This is a genomic window from Arthrobacter sp. WCS2018Hpa-7 (genome assembly GCF_031843805.1).
Lineage (GTDB): Bacteria > Actinomycetota > Actinomycetes > Actinomycetales > Micrococcaceae > Arthrobacter.
Window position 1 is genome coordinate 387,465 of sequence record NZ_JAVTJB010000001.1, and the last position, 13,598, is coordinate 401,062.

Genomic DNA, 13,598 nt, shown 5'->3' on the forward strand with positions numbered 1-13,598 from the left:
AAGGCGCCATTGGGTGAAGGACCACGGTTTGTTGCTGGTCAACGCGGGCCTGTTCGTCGTCTTCCTCGGCGGAATGATCGTCTCAGGAGCGGCCACTTACAGCGAGGAACAACAGGCCCACGGCCAGCCGGCCACCGGCATCCCGGAATTTCTTACGTCAGGCAGCTTTTGGGAAGCGATCTTTGAGAACTGGGAGTCGGAGTTCCTTCAGATGGCCATGTACGTGGTCCTTACGGTGTTCCTGTTCCAAAGGGGCTCCTCCGAATCAAAGCCGGTGGACAAGGATGCGCCCCAGGACGAGGACCCCCGTGATGCCAAGAAGACAGCCAAGACCCCGTGGCCGGTACGGCGTGGCGGCTGGGTGCTGAAGGTCTATGAGCACTCACTCTCCGGCCTGCTGGGCCTGTTGTTCCTGGCCTCCTTCACCTTGCACGCGGTGGGCGGTGCGGCCGCTTACAACGACGAGCAGCGCAGCCACGGCTTGGCGGAAGTCTCCACTTGGGAGTACATCGGATCGAGCCAGTTCTGGTTCGAATCTTTCCAGAACTGGCAAAGCGAGTTCCTTGCCGTCGCCGTCCTGGTGGGAGCCTCCGTATATCTCCGCGAGAGAGGCTCGCCGGAGTCGAAGCCAGTGGCAGAGCCGCATTACGAGACTGGTGCCTAGCCAACTAAGGGAAAGGACCGCACCATGCCGGGTAAGAAGAAGTCCGAGCTCATTTCCATGCTGCGGAATCACTAAAGCCGATAAAAGCAGATAACGACGCCGGTTCAGGCCTTTTTCTTGGCCCTCGCCTTTGGCTTGCTGGCAGTTTTGCCGGCGGCAGCGTCGTCGTCGTCCGCTTTTTCCTTGCCGCGCTTCTTGTCCAGGCTGCGCTTGAGCGCCTCCATGAGGTCGATGACGTCGCCGCCTTCACCTTCGCCCTCAACAACGCCGAACGTGGCCTCAGTGTCCAGGGCCTCGCCCTTATCAAGTTTGGCCTCGATCAACGTCTTCAACTGGACCTGGTAGTCATCGGTGTATTCATCGGGGTCAAAGTCATGAGCCATCGATTCCACCAGGGCGGAGGACATCTCCAGCTCCTTGTTCGAAATCTTGATGTCGGTCTCCAGGGAGGGAAATTTAGCTTCGCGGACTTCGTCGCCCCACAGCAAAGCCTGCAACAGCAGCACATCACCGCGAACCCTCAGCGCACCCAACCGGGTCTTTTGCCGCAGTGCGTACTGGACAATGGCAATCCTGTCCGTGTCCTCCAACGTCTGCCTCAGCAACATGTAGGCCTTGGGCGACTTGGAATCCGGCTCCAGGAAATAGCTGCGTTCATACATGATGGGGTCCAGCTGTTCAGCGGGGATAAACTCCACCACCTCAATTTCGCGGCTGTTCTCCTCCGGCAGCGACTTCAATTCCGCAGACGTCAGGACAACGGTGCGGCCTTCTTCTTCGTAAGCCTTGTCGATATCCTCATACGCCACGACTTCGCTGCAAATTTCGCATTTCCGCTGGTACCGAATACGCCCGCCGTCCTTATTGTGGACTTGGTGCAGGCTAATATCGTGATCCTCCGTAGCACTGTAGAGCTTCACTGGTACGTTGACCAGACCGAACGCGATGGATCCCTTCCATATGGCCCTCATGCACCCAGTCAACAGCACAACACAGCAGAGGAGAAGAGGTGGCAGGCAAGCAGCAAGAGCGCGTGAACGTGGAAGGCCACGAGCTCACCCTCACCAACCTGGGGAAAATCATCTACCCGGAAACCGGCACCACCAAGGCCGAAGTGCTGGAGTACTATGCCGCCGTCGCTCCTTTCCTCATTCCCGCTGCGGCCAACAGGCCGGTGACCCGCAAGCGTTGGGTCAACGGAGTGGGCACAGCTGAGCATCCCGGGCAGGTGTTCTTCCAGAAGAACCTTGAGGACTCCGCCCCCCGGTGGATTCCCCGTGCCGCCATTCAGCATTCGGACCACACCAACGTTTATCCCATGGTCAACAACCTGGCCACGCTCACGTGGATGGCCCAGATCGCCTCGCTGGAAATCCACGTTCCGCAGTGGCAAGTGGATCCCTCCGGGAAGCCGCTCCGCCCCGACCGCTTCGTCCTGGACCTTGACCCCGGGCCCGGGGCGGGACTGCCCGAGTGTGTAGAGGTGGCCAAGCTTGCCCGCTCCATCCTGCAGGACATGGGCATGGACCCGGTCCCTGTCACCAGCGGCAGCAAGGGCATCCACCTCTACACAGGCCTGGATGGGACCCTGAAGTCCGAGCAAGTGTCGGCCTTCGCCAAAGAGCTTGCCCGCGCCCTGGAGTCCGACCACCCCGAACTGGTGGTCAGCGACATGAAAAAGTCCCTCCGCCACGGCAAGGTGCTGGTGGACTGGAGCCAGAACAGTGGAAACAAGACCACCATCGTCCCCTACTCACTCCGGGGCAAGGCACGCCCTACCGTCGCAGCGCCGCGCACGTGGCGTGAGCTCACCTCCGCCTCATTGGAGCACTTGGACTTTCCGGCCGTGATGAAGCGTGTCAAGACCGGCAAGGACCACTTCGCACCGATTTCCGAGCGGCACCTTCCGCCTCACGGCGAAGATGAGAAGGACGACGACGGTGCTCCCGCAAGCCGTGCGGGCACCGGCAGCAGCTCGGGCACCTCCCGCGAGCGCGTGGTGACGGTGGAGAACCGTCTCGCCAAGTATGTCGGGATGCGCGATCCGGGCAAGACCCCGGAGCCGTTCCCGTCGTCGTCGGCCGTTTCCGCCGCCCCGCAAACCGGGGGCCCTTCCTCGGAGCAACCGAAACCCGGCGACCCGCCGCCGCCGGGCGGCATCTTTGTCATCCAGGAGCATCACGCCCGCCGCTACCATCTGGATTTCCGACTGGAACGCGACGGTGTCCTGGTTTCATGGGCGCTCCCCCGCGGTGTGCCGGAAACTCCGGACCGGAACAACCTGGCCGTGCACACCGAAGACCATCCCATGGACTATGCCAACTTCGCGGGCGTCATCCCCAAGGGCGAGTACGGCGCGGGGACGGTCAGCATCTGGGACCGCGGCGAATTCACCTGCGAGAAGTGGCGCGACGGCAGGGAAGTGATCGCCACCCTTACAGGCGATCCGGGCGGCGGGCTTGGCGGGACCAAACGGTTCGCACTCATCAATACGGGTCAGAACTGGCTGATTCATCTGATGAAGGAGCAGCCCGGAGGGCGGCGGGTCGGAGCATCTGCAGCCAAAGCCACGGCACCCCGGTCCGGGCCGGCGCAGCCCCCTCCATCCACGGCGGCCCCGCAACCCATGCCGACTTACACCCCCATGCTGGCTACCTCGGGCACCACCGCTGACCTCCACGGCGACGACTGGCTGTATGAGCTCAAATGGGATGGAATCCGGGCGATCATCACCGGCACCGAGGGCAGGATCCGCCTCATGAGCCGTAATGGAAATGACCTCACGGCCACGTACCCGGAGCTGACGGACCGCGCCTGCTGGCCCGACGGCGACTTTGTGGCTGACGGCGAAATTGTGGCGCTCGGCAAAGGATCTCGGCCTGATTTTGGCCGGCTGCAACTCCGGATGAACCTGGTCAAAACCGCCGACATCCAGCGGGCACGGGCAGCGGTCCCGGTGCAGCTCATGCTGTTCGACCTTCTGTACGACGACGGCACGGACCTGAGCGGTCTGCCTTTCCGAGAGCGTCGGGAAAAACTCTCGGGGTTTGCGGAGCGCTTGCCCCAAGGTTGCCCGCTTCACCTTTCAGCAGTGCTGGACCATGACGTTGAGGACCTGATGACCAGCGCCGCCGAGCTGGGCCTGGAGGGCGTGATGGCGAAGAAAGCCGACAGCCGTTACGTGATCGGACGCCGCAGCAGGTCCTGGCTCAAGCTCAAACTCGAGCAAAGCCAGGAAGTGGTGGTGGGTGGTTGGCGTCCGGGTGCGGGGGCTCGAAGCGGGACGTTCGGTTCCCTGTTGTTGGGCATCCCGGACGGCGACAAACTGCACTATGTGGGCAGGGTCGGCAGCGGATTCAAGGACTGGCAACTGCGGGACATCATGGACAACCTGACGCCCCGGGTAGCGGCGGTTTCCCCGTTCGCAGACATCCCCCGTGAAGATGCAGCGGGGGCCACGTGGGTCAGCCCTGATCTGGTAGCTGAGGTGACCTTCGGAGAATGGACGGGGCCCGGCCGTTTGCGTCATCCCGTGTGGCGCGGGTGGCGCCCGGACAAGTCCCCTGAGGACGTAAGCCAGCCCAACTGAGGGACAGTAAACGCTCTATTGAGGGTTCAATAGGGCGTTTACTGTCCCCCAGTTGGGCTGGCTACGCAGGTGGTTCGGGTGGTTCGGGTGTTGCTAGGAGGAGTGCGGCATCTGCGGGCGGCTGGTCCTGTGGATCGCCGTTACAGCTGCTCCCTGGCCGCTACGGCCGTGGGCTTGGTCGCGATCCTTCGGGTGGCGGCGTTTACCGTTACCGTCAGGCCACTGCCGGCTCTGGTCACCGCCAAGTGCAACGGCGATGGTGGTCGGCTCGGGCATCGGGGCCATGTCCATGGACTCCACCGAGTGGCTTGCAACCTCAGGATTGATGCGTTCTGAATCGTGATTCGCAGTCATGGTTCTTCCTTTCCAGTGTGCCTGTATTTCCGGTGTATTTGTCCGCAGGTTTTACCAGCGGACCTTTTTCTCGGTCTTAGCCTGCTTGCCGCTGGCGGAGGTGGGCTTGTGCCCCTTGCCGGTGCTCTGCCAGCCGGCCGGTGCACCGCCCCCGGATTTGCTGGCCAGCATGGCCTTCTGGGCGTCGGTCAGCTTGGACTTGATGCCGCCGGACGCTGGAGTTTGGGCTGAGCTCTCCGGTGTCGGGGTCTCAGGGGTGTTGTTTTCGGAAGGGTTGGCAGTCATTCGTGGACTCCTTAAGTCTGAGTCCTGAAGAGACACGTATCCCATGTCGTTGCGGTTCGGGAAAAAGGCGTCGGGAACGGGAACGGCATGGAGGCAGGGCCTCAACAGGCGTGGATTTTTGTCAGGTGAAACTCGGCTGTGCCACACGGGCAGAGGCCGGTCTACTCAAAAATCAGTGTTCCCATGCTTCATACCCTAACCAAGTCCCGGCAGATTTGTGAACCCCTCACCTGCAGCTGCTTCCAATTCACTGTCCAACCAGCCTTCCAACCGCCGGGATTCCTCCTCGGCTAGCATGGCCACCATGACCCGGGGATCCGACGTAGCCACCACCCTTCGTGCCGCGGGCTGCGTCTTCGCCGAGGACGAGGCCCGCCTCCTCCTGGACGCCGCCAATCATCCGGACGAGCTCAACCGCATGGTGGAACAGAGGGTCAGTGGACAGCCCCTGGAGCACATTGTGGGCTGGACAGAGTTTTGCGGGACGCGCATGGCTGTTGAACCCGGCGTGTTCGTCCCGCGGCGTCGAACGGAGTTCCTGGTGCGCCGGGCGATCATGCTCGCCAAGCCGGGTGCCGTCGTCGTCGACCTTTGCTGTGGTTCCGGAGCGTTGGGCGCGGCGGTGAGCGACCTTCTGGGGAGCTGCGAGCTGCACGCCGCGGACATCGACCCAGCGGCGGTCCACTGTGCACGCCGCAACGTTGAGCCCCGTGGCGGAAGGGTCCACCATGGCGATCTTTATGCTGCGCTCCCCCGTGAACTTCTGGGACGGGCGGACGTGCTGCTCGCGAATGCGCCGTATGTTCCCACGGACTCCATCGGCATGATGCCACCGGAGGCGCGGCTTCACGAGCCGCTGGTGGCGTTCGACGGCGGCGCTGACGGTTTGGCGGTCCAGCGTCGGGTTGCGCAGGGGGCGGCTGCGTGGCTGGCGCCCGGCGGGGTGTTGTTGATGGAAACGTCGGAAACACAGGCGTCCGGGACGGCCGGGATCATGGCCAGGGCCGGATTGCTCCCGACAGTGCTTTCGGACGAGGATCTCGACGCGACACTGGTCCTCGGTTCACCCCATTCATCAGCTTTCTAGGCCCGAATCGACTCCGTTAAGTCGGCTCAGCTAAACAATTTGGTAACAAGGTGCTCCGGAGGGCAAAAACAGGCCCGGATCCGCATGATTGCAGGGCAAGAGCGGGCAATGAGATGCAACACACCTAGGCAATTTGCACCCTCAAATAGCCCAATAATCCGATCTCAACTCGGGTTTTCGGCCCAAAACGCGTAAAATTGAAACCCTGCCCAGAGCGGGGCAGCAGAAGTCGCAAGCAAATGACCTCCCTAGGAGAAGCCCAAATGCCCACAGACCAAAGCAACACCGTCTCTCCGGATGGCGCAAGGAACGCCACCGGGAACCAGGTATCGGCAGGCCCAACCCCGGCCGCCACGAACGCAGTAAAGAACGCACCAAAGAAAACGAAGCTTCGCCCGAAGCGCCGGCTCAAAGAGTCCGACGTCAACGTGGTGAACAAGCCGATGCTGCGCAAAGCACTCGGCGGCACGATCGTCGGCAACACCATGGAATGGTACGACGTCGGTGTTTTCGGCTACCTCATCACCACCATGGGCCCTGTCTTCCTGCCGGAAGCAGACAAGTCCGTCCAAACACTCTTCCTTCTGGGCACCTTCGCCGCAACCTTCATCGCACGCCCCCTCGGTGGCATCGTGTTCGGTTGGCTCGGCGACAAGGTAGGCCGCCAGAAGGTACTCGCAGCAACACTGTTGCTGATGGCGGCCAGTACGTTCGCCGTCGGTCTCCTTCCCGGCTACGCGCAGATCGGCATCTGGGCCGCCGCGTTGCTGGTGATCCTGAAGCTCGTCCAGGGCTTCTCCACCGGTGGCGAATACGCCGGTGCCACAACCTTCGTCAGCGAGTACGCGCCGGATAAGCGCCGCGGGTACTTCGCCAGCTTCCTCGACATGGGCAGCTACATTGGCTTCGCCCTTGGCGCCGCCTTGGTTTCCGTCCTGCAGCTCACGCTGGGACAGGCCGCCATGGAGGAGTGGGGCTGGAGGATTCCGTTCCTGATCGCTGGTCCGCTGGGCCTCATCGCCGTGTACTTCCGTAGCAAGATCGAGGAATCCCCGCAGTTCCAGGCAACCCTGGACGCCCAGGAAGCCTCCGCCAAGGATGCAGCGTCCCAGGATGCTGCTGTCGCCAAGGGACCCATTGGGATCGTCAAGGCCTACTGGCGCCAGATCGTGCTGGCCATGATCCTGGCCGCTGCCGCCAACACTGTTGGCTACGCACTGACCTCCTACATGCCCACATACCTCACGGATTCCAAGGGCTACGACCCCGTCCACGGCACCCTGTTGACCATCCCGGTCCTGGTGATCATGGCCGTGTGCATCCCGCTCACCGGTAAGTTGTCCGACCGCATCGGACGCCGTCCGGTGCTGTGGGTCGGCGCAGGCAGCACCATTGTCTTCTCCATCCCGGCCTTCATGCTGATCGGCGTTGGCGAAATCTGGTCCACGCTGGCCGGCCTTGCATTGATTGCTTTCCCGGTGACGTTCTACATCGCCAACCTGGCCTCGGCCCTGCCGGCGCTGTTCCCGACGTCCAGCCGTTATGGCGGAATGGGCATCGCTTACAACTTCTCGGTGGCCATCTTCGGCGGAACCACCCCGTTCATTGTCCAGGGCCTGATCGAAGGCACCGGCAATGACATGATGCCGGCGTACTACCTGATGGCCACGTCCATCGTGGGCGCCATCGCCATTTACTTCCTGCGTGAATCCGCCCAGCGTCCCCTGCCGGGCTCCATGCCCAGCGTGGACACCCAGGCTGAAGCACGCGAGCTTGTAGCAACGCAGGACACCAACCCGCTCATCAACCTGGACGAGATGCCGTTCGACGGCCAGCCCATTGATGACGCAGTGTTCGGCAAAGGCAACAAGGACCTGACCCCCGCTTAGGAACTCTTTGCCTGCAACTTCTGCGCAGCGATTCAGATAGTTCGCGGCAGCTTGCCGCCCACCGTAGCCACCAGCCCCAAGGCGCTCTCCTTGAGGTTGGTGGCTACGGCTGTTAAAAGCCGTACCGCTGAAGGGCGTACGACGGCGGGTCCCCGGCTTAGGCTGCGGGTCCCGGTCCGTTTGGGCTGGCAAAGTGCAGCCAGGTCCGGAGCAGCCACTCCTCCAACTGGATCCGGTCCCAGCCGATGGCAGTCCTCATGAGGAGGTAGGCGTCGGCGGACGCCAGCAGCCCGGTGGTGTCTGCCACCCAAGCAACGTCGACGTCGGCACTGATCAGCCCGTCGCGGGCAAGGCCCTCCCACATGCGGTGCGAGGCGGCGATGGTATCCCGCCGAGCGGCGTCGAAAGCGGCAGCAATCAGGGGCTCACTGGCCTCAGCTTCACGGGCGACGGCAAACAGCGGCCCGGTGCGGATCATGGTGTCAGCCACTCCTGCAGCGTATGCCCGGAGCCGGGATTCCAGTGACTCTCCAGCGGGCTGTTCGGCCGCAACTTCGCGCTGACCTGTTGATTCATGGTGCCCCGTATCTACCGGGCCCCGGAACGTCTGGTCGACGACGCGTTTGAGTAACTCTGCTTTGCTGCTGAATCGCAGGAATAGGGTCCGCTCGGCGCAGTCGGCTTCCTGTGCGATCTGGCTCATAGTGGTGGCGGCGTAGCCCTGGCGTTCGAAGAGGACCCGGGCCGCCGCGACGACTGCCCGTTCGGTCCTCCGGATTCTCGGGTCCGCGCTGGAACTCTTGTCATCAACGCTCATGAAGTGCAGTATAGGTGCATTAATTCAGTCTTGCTGCATAAGGAGTGATTGAGATGACATCTGACATGGTTCCGCCGTCACTGGGGCTTCGTGGTGTGAAGCTCCCCGTGGTTGATCTCGAAGCAACACGGAGCTGGTATTCCTTGATTTTCGGGTGGGAGACCATCATGGAATTCCCCGATGCCAGTGGTGTGGTCCAAGGGGCCGCGGGCCACGTGCCCGGCCCAAACCCGGTGGGCTTGTCCTTCCGGGCCAACCCTGAGGCGGTCCCCCAGGAAGGGCTGGAGCTGGCCTTCGACATCGAAACCCGCGCAGACCTCGAGGCGTGGTTGGATCACTTAGATCGCCACAACGTGCAGCACTCACCCATCATTGATGCGACGGTGGCGTGGCTGGTTGTTTTCAAAGATCCCGACGGCCACGAGATCCATCTCATGACCCGCGAGAAGCATGGGATCGATCAAACCGGGCGGCCGGGCTACGGCCGGGTGAACGCTAGCTCTTCACCTGCCGCTGCACTGCCTCACCGATGATCCGGGCACCTTCAGGGAAACCGCCAGGGTTGGGGCCAGCGTAGTTGAGCCGAATGTACGGTCCCTCCGGTTCTGCGGGGAACCACTCCGTGCCGGCGGCAATGAGCACCCCGGCTGCCTCACAATCCTTGGTGAGACGTTCGACGTCGAACCCGTCCGGCATCCGCAGCCACAAATTCAACCCGCCCTTGGGCAGGTGGCTGAGGTGCGCCTGCGGAACGTGCTCGCGGAGGCTGGTGACCAGGAGGTCTCGGCGTGACTGCAGCTGATGGCTGAGTCCGCGAAGGTGCGTCTGCCACCCGGGCTGGGTGACGACGTCGAGCGCTGCTGCCTGAAGCACTCCACTGACGTACATGGATTCCGCGGCCTGCGCCCCCATAATGCGTTCGCGCGCTGGTCCACGGGCGATAATCGCCGCGACGCGGATGGACGGCGAAACGCTCTTGGTCAGGGATCGGATGTACACCACATGGCCGGAATCGTCCTTGGCGGCGAGCGGAACGGACGGAGCGGTGATGCCGAAGTCGTGCGCCCAATCGTCCTCCACCAGGAACGCTCCGTGCCGCTGGACGATCCGCAGGACTTCCTCGCCCCGTTCCGCCGACCACTGCGCTCCCGTGGGATTCGCGAAGTTGGGCTGCGCGTAGAACAAGCGCGCGCCGGATTCCTCGAACGCCCGGTCCAGTTCTTCCGGATCGGGCCCCTCAGGGCCGCTGGGGACAGGGATGACATTGACGCCCGCCTGGCCGGCAGCCAGCAACGCGCCCCAATAGCTGGGCGACTCCACCAGGAGTGGCTGCCCGTGTCCCACCAGGCCCCGGAAGATGGAGCTAAGTCCGCTTTGGCTGCCGGGAAGAATCACGACGTCGCTCGGCTGGGGCGGAGTGACGCCCACCGGGGTTGAGGTACTGAGCTCCTGCGCGAACCAGGTCTGGAGTTCGGGGAAGCCCTGCGCCGGCGGCCGGGACAGGGCAGCGTCTCCCCTTGCGGCACGTGTCAGCGCGGCTCGAACAAGCCGTTCAGGCAACAGCTCGCGGGACGGATAGCCTGAGTGGAACGCAATAACGTCGTTGGAAGCGCTCCGCATCGCGGCAGAGTTCAGGGGCCGCGCAGCCTGGGCTGACCGCAACGCAGCTGTTTGCCAGCCATAGTCGGAGGGCCTTGCGGTGCGATAGGCCCGCACAAAGGTTCCGACGCCGGGACGGCTTTCAATCAGCCCCTGCGCCGTGAGTGTCCGCAGCGCTTTCTGCACGGTTACGGGGCTGGCTTGGTACTCGGCCACGAGTTGGCGCGTTGATGGCAGCTTGGCCCCCGGGGCTGCGCCTGCGATCCACTCTTTTACTCGCGCGACAATCCGGGAACTGCTATCGTTGTTCATGAGTCCTAATAGTAGCGCTACTACACTTTTGCGGCCAGTGGTATCCACTCGGACCTCGACCGGTATCTGGTGGGGCCTCCTCGGCGTCGTTGCTTTCTCTTTCACCGTTCCACTTACCCGGGTAGCTGTGGAGGGCATGTCGCCCCTCTTCATTGGAGCGGGCCGGGCCGTCGTTGCCGCCCTTCTTGCCGCCCTCGCGCTGGCCCTCACCCGGCAACGGTTTCCGCGCGGCACACAGTGGATACGTTTGGCCGTGGTGGCCGGCGGAATCGTGGCGGGGTTCCCGCTGCTGACCACCTTCGCCCTGACCAGCACCTCCGCGAGCCACGGGGCGATCGTCATCGCCTTGCTGCCCGCGGCCACGGCCACCGTGGCGGTAATACGCGGGAGGGAGCGTCCACGGTTGCTCTTCTGGATCCTGACTGCGGTTGGCGTCGTTGCTGCCCTGGTGTTTGCCCTGGTTCAATCCGGCGGATTTGGCTCGTTGCATTGGGCAGACCTCCTGCTGCTCGGAGCCGTGGTCGCGGCAGCCATTGGCTACGCGGAAGGCGGACTGCTGGCCCGGGAACTCGGCTCGTGGCAAACCATCTCGTGGGCGCTGGTGGTAGCTGCTCCCGCCATGATCCTGCTGACCCTCCTGTCGCTGGGCTCCGGCATGCCACAAGCCACGCCTCTCCAATGGCTGTCCTTCGCCTACCTCGGCGTGGTGAGCATGTTCCTCGGTTTCTTCGCCTGGTACCGCGGCCTGGCCATCGGGCCCATGGCCCAGGTCAGCCAGATCCAACTCGTCCAACCCGTGATGACCATCGCGTGGGCCGGCCTTCTCCTGGGCGAACCGCTGACGTGGACCACCGTTGTCGGTGGCCTCGCAGTGATACTTTGCGCCGGAGCCGCTGTCCGCGTCAGGCTAAGGAAGTAGGAACCCATGTACACACCAGCACACTTCGCCCCCTCCCCCGACACCGTCGAGTCGCTGCTCCAGCACGCCGGAGCAGCCAACCTCGTGACCATGACAGCGGACGGGTTGCTCGCCACCCTCCTGCCGTTCGTCTACGAACCCTCGATCGGTGAGCACGGCGCCCTGCACGCGCACATGGCCCGGAACAACACCCAGTGGTCTTCAGCTGGAACAGGCGAAGCCCTCATGATCGTTCAAGGCAACGATTCCTACATTTCTCCGTCCTGGTACCCCTCCAAAGCCGAGCACGGACGGGTGGTCCCCACGTGGAACTACTCCACGGCCCACGTCTACGGCGAACTGGTGATCCACGACGACGACGCCGGCTGGCTGGGCCGGCACGTGCGTCGCCTGTCCAACCAGCATGAGGCCGGCATGCCCCGCCCCTGGACCGTTGACGAAGCACCCGAACGGTTCATTGCCGGGCAACTGAAGGCGATTGTCGGCGTCGAACTCGTCATCACCCGGGTGGAGGCGAAGACGAAACTCAGCCAGAACCGTACTCCTGCCGATGTTGACGGAGTCATCGCGGGACTCCGTGCCCGTGGCGACTCGTCGAGCGCAGCCGATGTGGAACGCGCACGGACCTCGTAGACTCGGCGCATGCGTGAGGTTGCTTCGGAATCCCCAGGACCCATGGGGTCCATCCATCATCTTGAGATCTGGGTGCCGTTCCTTGAGCGGGCAAGGGAAGAGTGGGGCTGGTTGCTGGGCGAGCTCGGTTACTTGCCCTTCCAGGAGTGGCCCACGGGGTGCAGCTGGAAGCTTGGCGGCACCTACGTGGTGGTGGAGCAGACGGATGCCGCCACCGCAACAACCCACCGCCGCACTGATCCGGGGGTCAACCACGTAGCCTTCCACGCAGGCACCCGCGAGAATGTGGACCGGATCAGGGCGCTCGGCGCGGACGCCGGTTGGTATGAGATGTTCGAGTCGAAATACCCGCACGCCGGCGGTCCCGACCACTACGCGGCGTACCTGCTCAACACGGACAGCTACGAGGTGGAGTTGGTAGCGGACTGACTGTGCGTGGTGGGCTACTTGGGAGGGACAGCTGTACGCCACATCGCTACCCGCGGCCAGCGCGTCAGGCCCAGCTCAGCCTCATGTTCCATCAGGCGGGTCAACTGCGGACCCCAGCTGCCGGCGTCGAGCACCTCGAAGCCAAGGCGGCGGTAGTACGGAGCGTTCCACGGCACATCCCGGAAGGTGCTCAGGGTTTGCCGCTGCATTCCATGGCCGCGGGTCCACACCCGGGCGGCATGCAGGAGCTCACGGCCGAGGCCCTGGTGCGCGTAGTCCGGATGCACGCTGACTTGTTCCACATGCCCGGCCTCGTCAACCACGTCCGCCAAAAGGTACGCCACCGGGTAGTCCAGCCCGTCGACGGAAACCCAGGCCCGGCCCGCGGTGGCGTAACCCTGCAGCTCATTGATGGAGGGTGGCTCGTCGTCCGCCACCGAGTCCATTCCCAGCGCCCCGAAAGCCCGGCCCGCGGCACGCTCGATGTCCTGCAAAATCAGAAGATCGTCCGCGTGCGCGAGCCTGATCATTGCCGGGCGTCCGGGGTTGGGGCGGGTGGCGCTTGGGCCACCAGGAATTCGTTGCGTTTCTCGATCAGGTCCTGCAGGTAGCGGGCCAGGACCAGCTTCTCCACCATGCGGCCCAACGGACCAAACGGTGCGGCGAACTCCACGGTGTCCACCATGAGCGTTCCGCTACCGTCCGGTCGGAACTCGTGTCTGTGGCGGAGATACTTGAAAGGGCCCTTTACCTGTTCGTCGGAGAACGACGCCGGTGCCTCCATCTGCGTGATGCGGCTGGTCATGCGGAACCGAACTCCCAGGTGCCACGCCTGCCACGTGACAGTCTCACCTTCTGAGATCAAACCAGTGGTGACCCCGCCCACCGCCTTCTCCCGGCTCTTGGTCATGGACCCCACGTGGGCATCAATGTCGCGGGATAGATCGAACAACTCCTGCGGCGGCATGGCGGAGCGGGTGCGGCAGACGAAAGCAACGGGCATACCTTGATCTTCCCAGAC

At 63.5% G+C, this 13,598-nt stretch carries 14 protein-coding genes and 1 pseudogene; 8 read left to right on the top strand and 7 right to left on the bottom strand.

The genetic code is table 11. From position 1 onward, the window contains the following. Positions 1 to 13: 13 nt before the first annotated feature. Positions 14 to 664, top strand: a complete 651-nt coding sequence (locus RQH14_RS01880) for a DUF6766 family protein (protein ID WP_311211639.1) — start codon at positions 14 to 16, stop codon at positions 662 to 664. A gap of 107 nt (positions 665 to 771) precedes the next feature. Here RQH14_RS01880 and RQH14_RS01885 read toward each other — a convergent pair. Next, positions 772 to 1,635 (bottom strand): annotated as a pseudogene (locus tag RQH14_RS01885) (Ku protein); the annotation flags it as partial. 38 nt (positions 1,636 to 1,673) lie between these two features. Between RQH14_RS01885 and RQH14_RS01890 the strand changes: the two are divergent. Next, entirely contained in the window at positions 1,674 to 4,253 is a 2,580-nt protein-coding gene (locus RQH14_RS01890; protein WP_311211641.1) for an ATP-dependent DNA ligase, read from the top strand. Positions 4,254 to 4,346: 93 nt separating this feature from the next. Here the strand turns inward: RQH14_RS01890 and RQH14_RS01895 are convergent, their stop codons facing one another. Together RQH14_RS01895 and RQH14_RS01900 are read right to left on the bottom strand one after the other, a co-directional pair. Then, entirely contained in the window at positions 4,347 to 4,607 is a 261-nt protein-coding gene (locus RQH14_RS01895) for a hypothetical protein (protein WP_311211642.1), read from the bottom strand. 51 nt (positions 4,608 to 4,658) lie between these two features. Further along, a complete protein-coding gene (locus tag RQH14_RS01900) occupies positions 4,659 to 4,892 on the bottom strand; it encodes a hypothetical protein (RefSeq protein ID WP_311211643.1) in 234 nt (77 codons plus the stop codon). 304 nt (positions 4,893 to 5,196) lie between these two features. Here RQH14_RS01900 and RQH14_RS01905 point away from each other — a divergent pair, with 304 nt between their 5' ends. Together RQH14_RS01905 and RQH14_RS01910 are read left to right on the top strand one after the other, a co-directional pair. Then, on the top strand, positions 5,197 to 5,979 hold the full coding sequence (locus RQH14_RS01905; protein ID WP_311211644.1) for a putative protein N(5)-glutamine methyltransferase: 783 nt from the start codon (positions 5,197 to 5,199) through the stop codon (positions 5,977 to 5,979). A gap of 263 nt (positions 5,980 to 6,242) precedes the next feature. Beyond that, complete coding sequence (locus RQH14_RS01910) at positions 6,243 to 7,868, top strand: MFS transporter (protein ID WP_311211645.1); 1,626 nt, start codon at positions 6,243 to 6,245, stop codon at positions 7,866 to 7,868. Between the two features lie 157 nt (positions 7,869 to 8,025). Here the strand turns inward: RQH14_RS01910 and RQH14_RS01915 are convergent, their stop codons facing one another. Continuing rightward, positions 8,026 to 8,685 (bottom strand): helix-turn-helix domain-containing protein, encoded by a 660-nt coding sequence (locus tag RQH14_RS01915; protein ID WP_311211646.1) that lies wholly within the window; start codon positions 8,683 to 8,685, stop codon positions 8,026 to 8,028. 53 nt (positions 8,686 to 8,738) lie between these two features. Between RQH14_RS01915 and RQH14_RS01920 the strand changes: the two genes are divergently transcribed. Next, on the top strand, positions 8,739 to 9,218 hold the full coding sequence (locus RQH14_RS01920) for a VOC family protein (protein WP_311211647.1): 480 nt from the start codon (positions 8,739 to 8,741) through the stop codon (positions 9,216 to 9,218). On the opposite strand, the gene RQH14_RS01925 is transcribed toward RQH14_RS01920, so the two are convergent. Further along, positions 9,181 to 10,596 (bottom strand): PLP-dependent aminotransferase family protein, encoded by a 1,416-nt coding sequence (locus RQH14_RS01925; protein ID WP_311211648.1) that lies wholly within the window; start codon positions 10,594 to 10,596, stop codon positions 9,181 to 9,183. The two genes, RQH14_RS01920 and RQH14_RS01925, sit on opposite strands and share 38 nt — an antisense overlap. Between RQH14_RS01925 and RQH14_RS01930 the strand changes: the two genes are divergently transcribed. Genes RQH14_RS01930 through RQH14_RS01940 form a run of 3 tightly spaced genes read left to right on the top strand, consistent with a single transcriptional unit; the run spans position 10,595 to position 12,577 of the window. Then, positions 10,595 to 11,515, top strand: a complete 921-nt coding sequence (locus RQH14_RS01930; protein ID WP_311211649.1) for a DMT family transporter — start codon at positions 10,595 to 10,597, stop codon at positions 11,513 to 11,515. The genes RQH14_RS01925 and RQH14_RS01930 overlap by 2 nt on opposite strands. A 6-nt stretch (positions 11,516 to 11,521) precedes the next feature. Next, complete coding sequence (locus RQH14_RS01935) at positions 11,522 to 12,148, top strand: FMN-binding negative transcriptional regulator (protein WP_311211650.1); 627 nt, start codon at positions 11,522 to 11,524, stop codon at positions 12,146 to 12,148. A gap of 9 nt (positions 12,149 to 12,157) precedes the next feature. Then, positions 12,158 to 12,577 carry a VOC family protein gene (locus RQH14_RS01940; protein ID WP_311211651.1) on the top strand — a complete coding sequence of 140 codons (420 nt, stop codon included), beginning with the start codon at positions 12,158 to 12,160 and terminating at the stop codon, positions 12,575 to 12,577. Positions 12,578 to 12,591: 14 nt separating this feature from the next. On the opposite strand, the gene RQH14_RS01945 is transcribed toward RQH14_RS01940, so the two are convergent. After that, positions 12,592 to 13,107: a GNAT family N-acetyltransferase gene (locus RQH14_RS01945; protein ID WP_311211652.1), complete on the bottom strand. Its 516-nt coding sequence runs from the start codon at positions 13,105 to 13,107 to the stop codon at positions 12,592 to 12,594. After that, positions 13,104 to 13,580 (bottom strand): SRPBCC family protein, encoded by a 477-nt coding sequence (locus RQH14_RS01950; protein WP_311211653.1) that lies wholly within the window; start codon positions 13,578 to 13,580, stop codon positions 13,104 to 13,106. The genes RQH14_RS01945 and RQH14_RS01950 overlap by 4 nt, the downstream gene beginning before the upstream one ends. Between the last annotated feature and the right edge of the window lie 18 nt (positions 13,581 to 13,598).

Bases quoted from the DNA above. Each gene is read 5' to 3' on its own strand.
- RQH14_RS01940 (WP_311211651.1), top strand. From the start codon at position 12,158: ATGCGTGAGGTTGCTTCGGAATCCCCAGGACCCATGGGGTCCATCCAT.
- RQH14_RS01945 (WP_311211652.1), bottom strand. From the start codon at position 13,107: ATGATCAGGCTCGCGCACGCGGACGATCTTCTGATTTTGCAGGACATC.
- RQH14_RS01915 (WP_311211646.1), bottom strand. From the start codon at position 8,685: ATGAGCGTTGATGACAAGAGTTCCAGCGCGGACCCGAGAATCCGGAGG.
- RQH14_RS01930 (WP_311211649.1), top strand. From the start codon at position 10,595: ATGAGTCCTAATAGTAGCGCTACTACACTTTTGCGGCCAGTGGTATCC.
- RQH14_RS01900 (WP_311211643.1), bottom strand. From the start codon at position 4,892: ATGACTGCCAACCCTTCCGAAAACAACACCCCTGAGACCCCGACACCG.
- RQH14_RS01895 (WP_311211642.1), bottom strand. From the start codon at position 4,607: ATGACTGCGAATCACGATTCAGAACGCATCAATCCTGAGGTTGCAAGC.
- RQH14_RS01935 (WP_311211650.1), top strand. From the start codon at position 11,522: ATGTACACACCAGCACACTTCGCCCCCTCCCCCGACACCGTCGAGTCG.
- RQH14_RS01925 (WP_311211648.1), bottom strand. From the start codon at position 10,596: ATGAACAACGATAGCAGTTCCCGGATTGTCGCGCGAGTAAAAGAGTGG.
- RQH14_RS01920 (WP_311211647.1), top strand. From the start codon at position 8,739: ATGACATCTGACATGGTTCCGCCGTCACTGGGGCTTCGTGGTGTGAAG.
- RQH14_RS01910 (WP_311211645.1), top strand. From the start codon at position 6,243: ATGCCCACAGACCAAAGCAACACCGTCTCTCCGGATGGCGCAAGGAAC.
- RQH14_RS01950 (WP_311211653.1), bottom strand. From the start codon at position 13,580: ATGCCCGTTGCTTTCGTCTGCCGCACCCGCTCCGCCATGCCGCCGCAG.
- RQH14_RS01905 (WP_311211644.1), top strand. From the start codon at position 5,197: ATGACCCGGGGATCCGACGTAGCCACCACCCTTCGTGCCGCGGGCTGC.